The sequence below is a fragment of the Streptomyces sp. NPDC008150 genome (assembly GCF_042956945.1).
In the GTDB taxonomy this organism is placed as follows: domain Bacteria; phylum Actinomycetota; class Actinomycetes; order Streptomycetales; family Streptomycetaceae; genus Streptomyces.
Window position 1 is genome coordinate 402190 of record NZ_JBIBHJ010000005.1, and the last position, 13259, is coordinate 415448.

Below are 13259 nucleotides of genomic sequence, written 5' to 3' on the forward strand. Positions count from 1 at the left end.
CTCACCCCGCGGGCGGGCGGACGGCGGCCGAAACGCATTGGCGGCGCCCGGCACTCGCCGGGGCCCGCCGCGCCGAGTACGATCCCGCCAACACGCGCGCGAGCTGGGAGGACGGACAGTGGGTCGGCTGACCGGTGGGGATCCCTCCCTGCTGCGGAGGATCAACTCCGCGGTGGTGCTGCACTCGTTGCGCGCCAAGGACTGCGCGACGCTCACGGAGATCACCCGGGTGACCGGACTGTCCCGGCCCACCGTGGAGGGCGTCGTCGAGGGGCTCATCGAAGCCGGCCTCGTGGTCGAGACCGCCGCCGAGGACGGTGCCGCACGGCGGCAGGGGCGTCCCGCGCGCCGGTTCCGCTTCCGTGCCGAGGCCGGGCACCTGCTGGGACTGGAGATCGGCCCGCACCGGGTGGCCGCGCTGCTGGCCGACCTGGACGGCAAGGTGATCGGCGCCCAGGCCAAGGAGGTCGACGAGTCCGCGCCGGCCGACGAGCGCCTGGAGCGGCTGCGTACCGCCGTGGCCGAACTGCTGCGCCGGGCCGGGGTGCCCCGGGGTTCCCTGCGCGCGGTCGGTGTCGCCACGCCGGGCATCGTCGAGGCGGACGGCACGGTACGGCTCGGCACCGCGCTGCCGGAGTGGACGGGCCTGCGCCTCGGGGAGCGGCTGGGCCGTTCCTTCAAGTGCCCGGTGCTGGTCGAGAACGACGCCAACGCGGCCGCGGTCGCCGAGCACTGGAAGGGCGCGGCGACCGAGTCCGAGGACGTGGTGTTCGTGCTCGCGGGGCTCAGTCCCGGTGCCGGTGCGCTGATCGGCGGACGGCTGCACCGCGGCTACGGCGGCGCGGCCGGCGAGATCGGGGCGCTGCACCTGCTGGGCCGCGAGGCGACCCCGGAGACATTGCTGTCGACCACGGACGAGCCGCTGCACCCGCTCGACGAGCAGGCCGTGGCCGAGGTGTTCGCCCTCGCGCGCAAGGGCGACCGCCGGGCCCGCGCGGCCGTCGACCGGTTCATCCAGCGGCTGGTGCACGACGTGGCGGCGCTGGCGCTCGCGCTCGACCCGGAGCTGGTCGTCGTCGGCGGCTGGGCGTCGGGCCTCGACGGTGTACTGCCGCCGCTGCGCGCCGAGTTGGAGCGTTACTGCCTGCGCCCGCCGAAGGTCGTCCTGTCCCTGCTGGGCGAGGCGGCCGTCGCCACCGGGGCACTGCGGTTCGCGCTCGACCACGTGGAGGAGCAGCTCTTCGCCGTCGAGGGCACGGTGACGGCGCGGCGCTGAGCGCCGTCCGGGCACGGCGTACGGGCGTCCCGGGAACGGCGGAAGGCGCCGTCCCCGGCCGGTGCCGGGGAGGCGCGTTCCACGGGCCGGTCGCCGGACCCCTGCGGCCGTGGCCGTCCCGGGTCAGGAGGCGTGGCGCTCCGGGTCGGAGTGGATCTCGACGCCGCCCGAGTCGCCGAAGGTCAGCCGGCAGGTGTCCGCGCGGTAGGTCGCGACCGACACGGCCGCGGTGTGCCCGGCGGCGAAGAAGCGGGTGGTGACGACGAGGACGGGGGCGCCGGGCAGCCGGTCCAGCTCCCGGGCGTCGTCCGCGCGCGCGGAGCCCAGCTCGACCGCGCTGTCCTGGCCGTCCAGTTCGGAGCGGTGCAGCTCGCGCAGGACCGCGCGGGCGCGGGCGGGGCCGGAGGCCGGGTCGACCGCCAGACCGGGGACCGCCGCGGCAGGTACGTAGAGCAGGTCGGCGGCGACCGGCTGGCCGTGCGTGACACGGGAGCGGCGCACGACGTGGACGGGTTCGTCGTACGCGATCTGCAGGGCGGCGGCCACCGACGCGGGCGCGGACGCGAGTTCGCAGTCGACGGGCTCCCAGTCGTCGCCCACCGCTCCGGGCCAGGCGTGCAGTTCGGGACCGACGGCGACGCCCATGCGCGGCGGCGCGACGGTCGTGCCGACCCCGCGGCGGCGCTGGAGGCGGCCTTCGAGTTCGAGCTGCTCCAGTGCCTGGCGCAGCGTCGCGCGCGCGACCCCGAAACGGGCCGCGAGATCACGCTCGTTGGGCAGGATCTCGCCCACGCTGAACTCGGAGTCGAGCGCCTCACTGAGCACGGTCTTCAGGTGCCAGTACTTCGGCTCCGTCACCGGTTCCAACTGCGTGGTCCCCACCCTGTCCTCGCAATCGCCGTGTCCCGCGGCACTTTTGGCGCCCTTGTTTATTAAAGGTTGTTGCACTTGTCAGCGACGATAGGACGGCCCCCACCCTTGGTCAAGACCAATCCTCGAACCCGTGGACAACCCACAGGTGCCGTGCGGCACAGCGTTCACGGGGCGTTCGCACGGGCCGGGGCCGCTCGTCCGCCGGCGGTCACGGCGCACCGCGGGCCGCCGGGAAGCGGGAGCCGGCCAACAGCGGGTCCACGACGTGGGGTTCTCCGTCCCGGGGGCCCGGGGACGGCCGTCCGCCCGCGCGCGTGATGTTCATCCGGCGGCGGCCCGGCGGCCGTTGGACGCGACACACGGACGTGGCGAGAGCGCCACGCGCCCGTCACGGACTCGCCATGCGGACCCTCGCGGGTGCGTCACGGGTCTACCCGCCGGTAGCGGTTGCTGACAAGCTGTCCAGCAGGCGTCCGTCCACGCGTTCGACGCGCCCCGTCCGCAGGCATGTCCCGTCCGCAGGCATGCCCGTCGGCCGGCGCGCCCGTCCGCCGAGTCCCGCGAGGAGCACCGCATGTCCGCGTCCCCGTCCACGACAGCGTCCACGACCGTCTCCGTAGAGATCCCGTCCGCGTCCGGGCCGCGCCCCGTCACGCTGTCGTACGCGCGCGTGGGCGACGGCGAACCGCTGCTCCTGCTGCACGGGATAGGCCACCACCGGCAGGCGTGGGACCCGGTCGTCGGCATCCTCGCGGCGGACCGGGACGTGATCGCCGTGGACCTGCCCGGGTTCGGCGCCTCGTCCGCGCTGCCGGACGGACTCGCGCACGACCTGTCGACGACGACCGCGGCACTCGCCGCGCTGTGCGAGGCGCTCGGGGTGGCCCGCCCGCACGTGGCGGGCAACTCGCTCGGCGGCCTGCTCGCCCTCGAAATGGGCCGGCTGAACCTCGCCCGGTCGGTGACCGCGCTGTCCCCCGCCGGGTTCTGGACCGCCGCCGAGCGGCGCTACGCCTTCGGCGTGCTGCGCGCGATGCGCGGCATCGCCCAGGGGATGCCGCCCGCGCTCGTCGGCCGGCTGGCCTCCTCCGCGGCCGGACGCGTCGCCCTCACCAGCACCATCTACGCCCATCCGGGGCGCCGTCCGGCCGAGGCGGTGGTCGCCGAGACGGCGGCCCTGGTCAACGCGACCGGGTTCGACCAGACCCTGCGGGCGGGAGCGGCCGTCCTGTTCACCGACGACGTCGCGGGCGTCCCGGTGACCGTGGCGTGGGGCAGCAAGGACCGGCTGCTCCTCCCGCGCCAGGGCGTGCGGGCCAAGCGGATCATGCCCCGCGCCCGGCTGGTGCGGCTCCCGGACTGCGGCCACGTGCCCATGAGCGACGACCCCGCCCTGGTGGCACGGGTGATCCTCGACGGCAGCGGCCCCCGTGCCGGGGCCGCGCGCCGCCAGGACGCGAGACACGGGGGATAAAAGCCGCATAGCAACGCTTTACCGAACAGTCACAAAGCGTTCGTGATCGCGCAACACCCTTCCTTCACAGTGGCCGCATGACTCGTGACATGTCGGATGTGACGCGCGCGAAGAACGGGCGCCCCGTGCACCACTGGCGGCGGGACCTCGTCGAACTCGCCGCCCTGTTCACGGCCGTGGCCGTGGCGGACGCCGTGGCCAACCTGATCGGGCACGGCCCGGACGGGCCCGCCCTGCTGACCGCCTCGGCGGCCGTACTGATCGCCACGGCCGGTTTCCACACATGGTGGTCACGCCGCCACGGCCACGCGCCGCCCCGGACGGATACCGGCGCCCCGGCACCCGCCGGGGCCACCGGGACAACCGGTCCGGAAACGGGCGCCGGGGGCGACGCCGACGGGGCGACCACGCTGTGGCGGATGCGGACGACGGTGAAGGACGAGCCGGGTTCGCTGGCCGCCCTGTGCACCGCGCTGGCCGGCCGCCGGGTGGACATCCTCAGCCTCCAGACCCACCCGCTGCCGGAGGGCACGGTGGACGAGTTCCTGCTACGCTCCCCCGGTTCCCTCACCGCGTCCGAGCTCACCCGTGAGGTCGCCCGGGGCGGCGGCGCCGGCACCTGGATCGAGCGGGCCGACGCCCACGACCTCGTCGACGCGCCCACCCGCATCCTCGCCCTCGCCGCCCGCACCGCCCTGGACGCCGCCGAACTCCCGCTCGCGCTGCGCCAGTTGCTGGGCCGCTGCACCATCCGCTCGCTGCCCGCCACGGCCGCCGGGGCAGCCGCGCCGACCGGTGCGTCCGGCCGGGCCGACGGCGCGCTGGAGGACACGGTCATGCGGCTGCGGGCACCGGAGGGCGGAGTGATCACGGTGGAGCGGCCGTACCTGCCGTTCACCCCGACCGAGTTCGCGCGGGCCCGCGCCCTGGTGGAGCTGGACACCCTGCTCGGCCCGCGCGTCCCGCGCAGCCACGACGTCCTGACGCTGCCGGAGGGCGACGCGATCACCGTGCGCCGCGCCGGGACCGACGACGTGGAGGCGGCCAGGGCGATGCACGAGCGGTGCTCGCAGCGCACCCTCGGCCTGCGCTACCACGGGCCCGTCAAGGACGCCGACCGCTACCTGAACCACCTGCTCAGCCCGCGCTTCGGCCGCACGCTCGCCGCGCAGACCGCCTCGGGACGCGTCGTCGGACTCGGCCACCTGCTGTGGGACGGCGACGAGACGGAGGTCGCGCTGCTCGTCGAGGACGAGTGGCAGCGCCGCGGCGTCGGCGGCGAACTGCTCGCCCGCCTGGTCGCGATGGCCGTCGAGGCCGGCTGCGAGAGCGTCTACGCCGTGACGCAGGCGTCGAACACCGGCATGGTCGCCGCCATGCGCGGCCTCGACCTGCCCCTCGACTACCAGATCGAGGAGGGCACGCTCGTCGTCACCGCCCGCCTGGACACGGCACGGCCCCCGGCCGCCCCGCACCCGGCGCACGACGGGCAGACCGCCGAGCGCGCGACGCGGGACTGACCCGCACCCCCGGCGGTACGCGCGTACCGCCACCCGACGGCCCGGCCCACCCGCCGGGCCGTCGGCCGTCACCGGTGCCGGCACCGGCACCGGGGCGGACCCCGATCCGCCCAGGTCCCGGCTCCGGCGGCCGGTTCGCGCCGCGCGTGCGCGGCCGCGGCCGAATCGGGGGTGACGCGGGCCTCCCGGCCGTACGAGGATGGCCGTATGTCAGAGACCAAGAGCCTGCTGCCCCGCGAGGTCGCCGACGCGTACGTCGACGAACTCATCGCCCTCGACCCGGTGACCGGTACCTACCTCGGCGTGCGGGAGAGTTCCCGCCGGCTGCCCGACACGTCACCGGCGGGACAGGAGGCCCTCGCCAACCTCTCGCGGACGACGCTCGCGCGGCTGGCCGAGGCCGAGCGGCTCCCCGGCGGGGACAGCGACGTCGAGCGCCGCTGCGCCCGTCTGCTGCGCGAGCGGCTCAGCGCCGAACTCGCCGTGCACGAGGCGCACGAGGGCCTGCGCGCGGTCGGCAACATGGCCACGCCCGTCCACGCGGTGCGCGACGTGTTCACGGTGACGCCCACCGGGACCGACGAGGACTGGGCCGCCGTCGCCGAGCGGCTGCGCGCGGTGCCCACCGCGCTCGCCGGCTACCGCGAGTCCCTCGCGCTGGGCCTGGAGCGGGAGTTGTACGCGGCCCCGCGTCCGACCGCCACCTTCGTCGACCAGCTCACCGAGTGGTCGGACACCGACGGCAAGGGGCGCGGCTGGTTCGAGGACTTCGCCGCCGACGGCCCCGCGTCGCTGCGCGCGGAACTGGACGAGGCGGCCGGCGCGGCGACCGCGGCCGTCGTCGCGCTGCGCGACTGGATGCGCGACGTGTACGCCCCCGCCGTGCAGGACGCGCCGAACACCGCGGGCCGCGAGCGGTACGCGCGCTTCTCGCGCTACTACAACGGCACCGACCTCGACCTGGACGAGGCGTACGCGTACGGCTGGTCCGAGTACCACCGGCTGCTCGGCGAGATGAAGCTGGAGGCCGAGAAGATCCTGCCCGGCGCGGAGACGCCGTGGGTCGCGCTCGCCCACCTCGACGAGCACGGCACGCACATCGAGGGCGTCGACGAGGTGCGGGACTGGCTCCAGGGCCTGATGGACCGCGCGATCACGGAACTCGACGGCACCCACTTCGAACTCGCCGAGCGGGTCAAGAAGGTGGAGTCGTGCATCGCCCCGGCGGGCAGCGCGGCGGCGCCCTACTACACCCCGCCGTCGGAGGACTTCTCCCGGCCGGGCCGCACCTGGCTGCCGACGATGGGACAGACCCGCTTCCCGGTGTACGACCTGGTGTCGACCTGGTACCACGAGGGCGTGCCGGGCCACCACCTCCAGCTCGCGCAGTGGACGCACGTGGCGGACGACCTCTCCCGCTACCAGGCGTCGGTGGGCGGGGTCAGTGCCAACGCGGAGGGCTGGGCGCTGTACGCGGAGCGCCTGATGGACGAGCTGGGCTTCCTGACGGACGCCGAGCAGCGCCTCGGCTACCTGGACGCGCAGATGATGCGGGCGGCCCGGGTCATCGTCGACATCGGCATGCACCTGGAGCTGGAGATCCCGGCGGAGTCGCCGTTCCGTCCGGGCGAGCGGTGGACGCCGGAGCTGGCGCAGGAGTTCTTCGGCGCGCACAGCAGCCGTCCGGCGGACTTCGTGGAGAGCGAGCTGACCCGCTACCTGACGATTCCCGGCCAGGCGATCGGTTACAAGCTGGGCGAACGCGCGTGGCTGCTCGGCCGGGAGAACGCCCGCCGCCGGCACGGGGACTCCTTCGACCTGAAGGCGTGGCACATGGCGGCCCTGTCGCAGGGCTCGCTGGGCCTGGACGACCTGGTGGACGAGCTGTCCCGGCTCTGAGCACGGCCGCGCGACGCCCGCTGCCGGACCGGGTCCGCCCCGGCTCCGGCGGCGGGGACGTCGCGGGCGGCGCGTCGTCCGCCCGCCCGCCGGTCTCCGGTCAGCCGGTGAGCGGGCGCAGTTGGACGAGGCCGAGCCAGGTCTCGGGGCCCGGTTCCGCGTGGGCCGCGCGCACCGCGTAGGGGCCGGCCGGGAGCGGGACGCGCACGTGGTCGGTGCCCCCGGCGTCGCCGCCGGGCCACGCCGCGTCGAAGAGGACGACCGGGCCGGGGACCTCCCAGCGCACCTCGTCGCCCCACACCGCGCCGTCGAGGGCGGCCGGGACCCCCGCGAGCAGTTCGTCCTCGGAGTCGGCGGCGCACCAGCGGACGAAGAGGCCGTGCTCGGGAAGGAACGCGGTGGCGGCGGGTTCGTCACCGAGGACCAGGGCCGCGCAGTCGCCGACGGGCACCAGACCGACCTCCGACTCGACCTCGCAGGCCCGGTCGTAGTCGCTGGCCAGTTCGTCGCCGTCGGCCCCCGCCCAGAACGGCAGCACCGTCTCCGGTACCGCTATGAGCGGGCCGCCGCCCGACTCCACCCACTCCACCCTGCCCGGATCCGCGTAGCGTGCCATGGGGCAGAACCTACAGGGCCGGACAACAGGCCCCCGCGCGGCCTCCGTTGACCTGCCCCGCGCCCCGACTCCCGCACGCGGCGCGCCCGCCGGGGCCGCGGGTCGGGCCCACCGCGTGGCTCAGCATCCGCAACTGGGCGCCGTGGCGGCTCCGTTGACCGGACAGGCCGCGCCGACCGGAGCGGTGAGCGGGTCGGCGGCCCCGCGTTCGGTGCCCCGCGACGTCTCGTACGCGAGGCCCTCGCGCACCCAGTACTCGAAGCCCCCGAGCATCTCCTTGACCTGGTAACCGAGTTCGGCGAGGGCGAGTGCAGCGCGGGTCGCCCCGTTGCACCCGGGACCCCAGCAGTACGTGACCACCGGCACCGAGCGGTCGAGGAGCCGGCCGGCCCGCTCGCCGATCAGCGCGGTGGGCAGGTGGACGGCGCCGGGCACGTGCCCCTGTTCCCAGGACTCGGCGGAGCGGGAGTCGAGGACCACGAACCCGGGATCGCCGCCGGCCCCGAGCGCGGCGGCCACGTCGGAGACGTCGGCGTACAGCGCGAGGCTCGTCCGGAAGTGGGCGGCGGCCACCGCGGGGGCGGCGGGCGGGACGCGCAGCACGGGGCCGGCGGTGGTGGCGGGGACGGTGGTGGCGGGGACGGTGGTCGGACTCATGGACCTGGGCCTCTCTCGTCTTCGGTCTTCTCCGGCTCACTCGGGCTCCCGCCCGGTGACAGAAGAAAATCTAGGGCTGATGCGCGCCGCTTCGAAGGGACGATCCACGGCACCCGGCTTGATCGGGCGGGGATGTCCCTGCTATTCATCACCCATGACCGTGTATTCCCCGGACGCCACCGACTGGCGCATCCTCGACGCCCTGCAACAGGACGGCCGGGCGAGCTTCGCCGACCTGGCACGCACCGTCTCCATGTCCGCGAGCGCGGTCACCGAGCGGGTACGACGGCTGGAGGACGCCGGGGTGATCCAGGGCTACACGGCGGTCGTCGACCCCGAACGGCTCGGGCTGCCGATCCTCGCGTTCGTGCGGCTGCGCTACCCGAACGGCAACTACAAGCCGTTCCACGATCTGGTCGCCGTGACGCCGGAGATCCTGGAGGCACATCACGTCACCGGGGACGACTGCTTCGTGATCAAGGTCGCGGCGCGCTCCATGCGGCACCTGGAGGAGGTGTCGGGGCGGATCGGCACGCTGGGTTCGGTGACGACGAGCGTGGTCTACTCCTCGCCCCTGCCGCGCCGCGCCGTGGGCCGCTGAGAGGGTCCGCCGACGGCCCCGCCCCGGGTCAGCCGACCCCGCGCTGCCGCACCGTCGACCCCGAGCGCCCCTTGACGACCTCCAGCTGGGCGTGGACGCGCCGGCGCAGGTCGGCGACGTGGCTGACGATGCCGACGCTGCGGTCGCGTTCGCGCAGCGAGTCGAGGACGTCGAGGACCTCGTCCAGTGTCTGTTCGTCGAGGCTGCCGAAGCCCTCGTCGATGAAGAGGGTGTCGAGCCGGACCCCGCCGGCCTCGTCGGTGACGACGTCCGCGAGGCCGAGCGCGAGGGCGAGCGACGCGAAGAAGGTCTCGCCGCCGGACAGTGTCGCCGTGTCCCGCTCGCTGCCGGTCCAGGCGTCGACGACGTGCAGGCCGAGCCCGCTGCGCCCGCGGCCGGTGCGGTCGTCGGAGTGCACGAGGGTGTACCGGCCGGAGGACATGCGGCGCAGCCGTACGGTCGCCGCGGCGGCCACCTGTTCCAGGCGCGCCGCCAGGACGTACGACTCCAGGCGCATCCGGCGTTCGTTGTCGCTGGAGGTGCCCGCGGCGAGGCCGGCCAGCCGGGCCACCCGGTCGTAGTCCTCGCGCAGCGGGGCCAGTTGCCGTACGCCGACGGCCGACCGGGCGGAGAGCAGGTCGAGTTCGGCGCACCGCCGGGCGGCGGCGTCGTGCGCGGACGCGGCGTCGCGCGCCCGGCGCGCGGCGGCCTCGGCGGCGGCGCGGGCCGTGTCGAGGTCGGCGGGCGGCTGCCCGGCGGCCCGTGCGGCGTCGGCCTCGGCGAGGGCGGCGCGCACCGCCGCCTGCTCCGACTGCCATGCGTCCAGGCGGTGTTGGAGCCGCCGGTGGGCCGTGTCGTCGAGCAGGGCGTCGGCCGCTGCCTGCGGAGTCTCGAATCCGGCGCGGAAGGCGGCGTCCGAGAGGCGGGCGTCCGCGTCCTTGAGCCGCTGGGCGGTGTCCTCGGCGGCGCGCGCGGTGTCGGCGGCGTCGGTGAGCAGCGCGGTGCGCCGCTCCAGTTGCGCGGCCCGCGCGGCGACACTGCCCGCGTCGCCCCGGGCCTGCGCCAACTCCGTTTCCAGCAGCGCTCGTTCACGGTCCAGGGCGTCACGGCGGGCGGTCCGGGACGCGGCGCGCACGGCGGTCTCCTGGCGGGACGCCGTGCGCCGCTCGTGTTCCTGCTCGGCCCGGCGCAGGTCCTCGCGGGCGGCGTGCAGCGCGGAGGCCCGGCCGCGGACCTCCGCGAACTCCTCCTCCAATTGCGTGACTTCGACGGCTAGCCGATCGGTGGGGGCGTCCCCGGCCTCGGCGGTCGCGGCGGCGAGTGCCTCCCGCACGACGCCGAGGCGGCGTTCGTCCTCGGTGTGCCGTTCGTCGGCACGCTGGAAGGCGGCGAGGGCGGCCTCCTCCGCGGCGCGGTCGACGTGACCCGCGTCCCGCCGTGCGGGGGCCGGGTGTTCGGTGGCACCGCAGACCGCGCAGGGCTCTCCGGCGGTGAGGCCGGCGGCCAGCTCGGCGGCGATGCCGGTCAGCCGCTGTTCCTTCAGGTCCAGCCAGTGCGTACGGGCCAGTGCCGCCGACTCGCCGGAGCGCAGCGCCTGTTGGCGGGCGGCGTCGGTGTCGTGGGCGAACTCGTCGCGCTGGCGGGCGGCCGCGAGGCGCCGCCGGGCGGGGTCGCGCAGGACGGCGAGCTGTTCGGCGCGGGCGGTGGCGTCCTGCGCGTCGTCGACGCGGGCCTGGAGGGCGGTGCGGGTGGGTTCCCAGGCGGCGAGCCAGTCGGCGGCCTCCTGCTGGACGTCGTCGTCGGCCCGTTCCTGCCGGTCGAGGCCGGCGCGTTCGGTGAGAAGGGCGGACAGGCGCTGCTCGGCGCGGCGCGCGGACTCCAGTGTGCCCAGTTCCTCGGCGGCGCGGCGGGCGGCGGTGGCGAGCCCGGCGGGCCCCGAGTCGGCGTAGGAGGCGGGGAGCAGGGCCCGTGCCCGGGACTCGGCGACGGCGGCGCGCCGGTGGTCGGCGTCGGCGGCGTCGCGCAGTTCCAGCGCGGGCGCCACGGTCTCCGCCTTGCGGGCGCGCTCCATGCGCAGCCGGTCCGCCTCGTGCTCGGCGGCACGCTCCTCCAGCAGCGCGGCCCGCTCGCGGGCGTCGGCGAACCTGCGCTGGAGCCGGTGCAGTTCGCCGGTCTCGGCGAGGGTGCGGGCGGCGTCGGCGTGCGCGGTCTCGGCGGCGGCGAGTCCGCAGTGCGCGACGGTCAACTGCTCGCGGGCGGTGCTGCGGGCGACGGCGGCGGCACTCGTCACGGCCTCGGCGAGTCCCGGGTCCCCCGGCTGGAGTTCGGGCAGTTCCATGGCGTCACCGGCCGCCTGCTGCATGCGGTGCGCGTCGGCGAGCAGGGCGGCGTCGGCGTCCCGCACCCGGGCCTCGGCACTCCGGCGGCGCTCCGCGAGCCGCTTCTCCGCCTCGGCGAACCGGTGGGTGTCGAAGAGCCTGCCGAGGAGCCGTCCGCGGGCCTCGGCGTCGGCGCGCAGGAACCTCGCGAAGTCGCCCTGCGGCAGCAGCACCACCTGGCAGAACTGCTCGCGGTTCATACCGAGGAGTTGGGTGATCTCCTCCCCGATCTCCTGGTGGGAGCGGCTCATGGCCTGCCACGTGCCGGCCGCGGCGTCGTACTCGCGCAGCCCGCTCTGCGCCTTCTCCACGGTGGTGCCGGCGCCCCGCTTCTTGGAGCGCTCCCAGGGCGGCTGCCGCGTGATCTCCAACCGCCGTCCGGCGACGGTGAGTTCGAGCCGGACCCCGGTGCGGGTGGCGGCGTCGGCGTGGTCGCTGCGCAGGGTGAGGCCCTGCGCGTTCTGGCGTGCGCCGGGCACCGATCCGTACAGGGCGTAGCAGACGGCGTCCAGGACGGACGTCTTGCCGGCACCGGTGGGGCCGTGCAGCAGGAACAGCCCCGCGCCGGACAGGGCGTCGAAGTCGACGCTCTGCTCCCCGCCGAACGGGCCGAAGGCGGTGATGTCGAGCCGGTGGAGCCTCACGTGGCGATCTCCCGCAGTGCCTCGTCGGCGTGGACGTCGTCGAACGCGTCGCGCAGCACGCGTTGTTCGCGCGGATCGGGTGCGGCACCGCGAACGTGGGCCACGAAGTCCTCGGCGATCTCCTGGTCGCTGCGGCCGGCCAGCCGGGAGGCGTACGAGTCGGCCGTGTCCGCGTCGGTGTGCTCGGGGGCGAAGACGAGGGTGAGGGTGTGCGGGAAGCGCTCGGCGAGGCGGGCCATCGGGTCGGCGGGGCGGACGGCGTCGGTGAGGGTGGCCTCGACCCAGGCGTCCTCGTACGGTGCCAGCGCCGGGTCGGCGAGCAGGTCCTCCAGCGTGCCCCGGAGGCGGGCGAGCGCGCGGGGCACCGGGCAGTCGATCCGCTCGGCGTCGACGGTGCCGCCGGGGCCGAGGTCGACGAGCCACATGCTCTTGCGGTGCCCGGCCTCCGAGAAGGAGTAGGGCAGGGGCGAGCCGGAGTAGCGCACCCGCTCGGTGATGGTCTGGCTGCCGTGCAGATGGCCGAGGGCCACGTAGTCGACGCCGTCGAAGATCCCGGCGGGGACGGAGGCCACCCCGCCGACGGTGATGTCCCGTTCGCTGTCGCTGGGTTCGCCGCCGGTGACGAAGGCGTGCGCGAGGACCACGGACCGGGTGCCCGCGGGACGCGTCGCCAGGTCGTCGCGCACCCGGCGCACGGCCGCGGCGAGCACGGCCTCGTGGGCGGCCTTCTCCACCCCGAACTCGTCCTTGACCAGGGCCGGTTCGAGGTAGGGCAGGCCGTAGAAGGCGACGTCCCCGTGTTCGTCGGAGAGCATGACGGGAGTGGCGCAGGCGGCGGGCGCGGTGCGCAGGTGGACGCCGGCGCGGCCGATGAGTCCGGCGCCGACGCCGAGGCGGCGGGCGGAGTCGTGGTTGCCGGAGATCATGACGGTCGGCACGCCGAGCGCGGCGAGCCGGTGCAGGGCGTCGTCGAAGAGTTCCACGGCGGCGAGCGGCGGCACGGCCCGGTCGTAGACGTCCCCGGACACGACCACCGCGTCCACGCCGCGCTCGCTCACGGTGCCGACGAGGTGGGTGATGAAGTCGGCCTGGGCGTCGAGCATGTTCACCCGGTGGAAGGACCGGCCCAGGTGCCAGTCGGACGTGTGCAGGATCCTCACGCCACCACTCCGACCACCCGCACGCTCACAGCTCCCTCGCCCCGACGGCGGCCCGGCACGTCCCGGGCCCCACTGTCCGGCAGGGACCACGCTGTCCGCGCACGCCCCGCCCCGATCACAGACCACAGTGTGCCACCCGGTTCACCGCCCGCGGGCGGGGG

At 75.5% G+C, this 13259-nt stretch carries 10 protein-coding genes; 5 read left to right on the forward strand and 5 right to left on the reverse strand.

All coding sequences use genetic code 11. The features are described from left to right. Nucleotides 1–118 precede the first annotated feature (118 nt). The gene (locus ACFZA0_RS15985; protein WP_391016314.1) at nt 119–1276 is read left to right on the forward strand and encodes an ROK family protein; all 1158 of its coding nucleotides are present in this window, start codon (nt 119–121) and stop codon (nt 1274–1276) included. A 123-nt stretch (nt 1277–1399) separates the two neighbouring features. Here ACFZA0_RS15985 and ACFZA0_RS15990 read toward each other — a convergent pair whose 3' ends face one another. Continuing rightward, nucleotides 1400–2158: a UTRA domain-containing protein gene (locus tag ACFZA0_RS15990; RefSeq protein WP_391016316.1), complete on the reverse strand. Its 759-nt coding sequence runs from the start codon at nt 2156–2158 to the stop codon at nt 1400–1402. Nucleotides 2159–2723: 565 nt separating this feature from the next. On the opposite strand from ACFZA0_RS15990, the gene ACFZA0_RS15995 reads away from it, so the two are divergent. From ACFZA0_RS15995 to ACFZA0_RS16005, 3 genes are all read left to right on the forward strand, one after another. Beyond that, nucleotides 2724–3623 carry an alpha/beta fold hydrolase gene (locus ACFZA0_RS15995; protein ID WP_391016319.1) on the forward strand — a complete coding sequence of 300 codons (900 nt, stop codon included), beginning with the start codon at nt 2724–2726 and terminating at the stop codon, nt 3621–3623. A 77-nt stretch (nt 3624–3700) separates the two neighbouring features. Beyond that, nucleotides 3701–5143, forward strand: coding sequence for a GNAT family N-acetyltransferase (locus ACFZA0_RS16000; RefSeq protein WP_391016322.1), 1443 nt, complete (start codon nt 3701–3703; stop codon nt 5141–5143). Between the two features lie 207 nt (nt 5144–5350). Then, nucleotides 5351–7042: a DUF885 family protein gene (locus ACFZA0_RS16005; RefSeq protein WP_391016325.1), complete on the forward strand. Its 1692-nt coding sequence runs from the start codon at nt 5351–5353 to the stop codon at nt 7040–7042. A 100-nt stretch (nt 7043–7142) separates the two neighbouring features. Here ACFZA0_RS16005 and ACFZA0_RS16010 read toward each other — a convergent pair whose 3' ends face one another. Both ACFZA0_RS16010 and ACFZA0_RS16015 read right to left on the reverse strand, forming a co-directional pair. Further along, nucleotides 7143–7658: an Imm21 family immunity protein gene (locus ACFZA0_RS16010; protein WP_391016328.1), complete on the reverse strand. Its 516-nt coding sequence runs from the start codon at nt 7656–7658 to the stop codon at nt 7143–7145. A 120-nt stretch (nt 7659–7778) separates the two neighbouring features. Then, nucleotides 7779–8315, reverse strand: coding sequence for a rhodanese-like domain-containing protein (locus tag ACFZA0_RS16015; protein WP_391016331.1), 537 nt, complete (start codon nt 8313–8315; stop codon nt 7779–7781). 154 nt (nt 8316–8469) lie between these two features. Here ACFZA0_RS16015 and ACFZA0_RS16020 point away from each other — a divergent pair, with 154 nt between their 5' ends. Next, nucleotides 8470–8916 carry an AsnC family transcriptional regulator gene (locus ACFZA0_RS16020; protein ID WP_391016334.1) on the forward strand — a complete coding sequence of 149 codons (447 nt, stop codon included), beginning with the start codon at nt 8470–8472 and terminating at the stop codon, nt 8914–8916. A gap of 28 nt (nt 8917–8944) precedes the next feature. Here ACFZA0_RS16020 and ACFZA0_RS16025 read toward each other — a convergent pair whose 3' ends face one another. Both ACFZA0_RS16025 and ACFZA0_RS16030 read right to left on the reverse strand, forming a co-directional pair. Beyond that, nucleotides 8945–11938, reverse strand: a complete 2994-nt coding sequence (locus tag ACFZA0_RS16025) for an AAA family ATPase (RefSeq protein ID WP_391016337.1) — start codon at nt 11936–11938, stop codon at nt 8945–8947. Continuing rightward, complete coding sequence (locus ACFZA0_RS16030) at nt 11935–13098, reverse strand: exonuclease SbcCD subunit D C-terminal domain-containing protein (protein WP_391016339.1); 1164 nt, start codon at nt 13096–13098, stop codon at nt 11935–11937. The genes ACFZA0_RS16025 and ACFZA0_RS16030 overlap by 4 nt, the downstream gene beginning before the upstream one ends. Nucleotides 13099–13259: the final 161 nt, after the last annotated feature.

Excerpts from the sequence above, each read along its gene's own strand:
- ACFZA0_RS15995 (WP_391016319.1), top strand. The coding sequence starts at position 2,724 with ATGTCCGCGTCCCCGTCCACGACAGCGTCCACGACCGTCTCCGTAGAG.
- ACFZA0_RS16000 (WP_391016322.1), top strand. The coding sequence starts at position 3,701 with ATGACTCGTGACATGTCGGATGTGACGCGCGCGAAGAACGGGCGCCCC.
- ACFZA0_RS16005 (WP_391016325.1), top strand. The coding sequence starts at position 5,351 with ATGTCAGAGACCAAGAGCCTGCTGCCCCGCGAGGTCGCCGACGCGTAC.
- ACFZA0_RS16010 (WP_391016328.1), bottom strand. The coding sequence starts at position 7,658 with ATGGCACGCTACGCGGATCCGGGCAGGGTGGAGTGGGTGGAGTCGGGC.
- ACFZA0_RS16015 (WP_391016331.1), bottom strand. The coding sequence starts at position 8,315 with ATGAGTCCGACCACCGTCCCCGCCACCACCGTCCCCGCCACCACCGCC.
- ACFZA0_RS16020 (WP_391016334.1), top strand. The coding sequence starts at position 8,470 with ATGACCGTGTATTCCCCGGACGCCACCGACTGGCGCATCCTCGACGCC.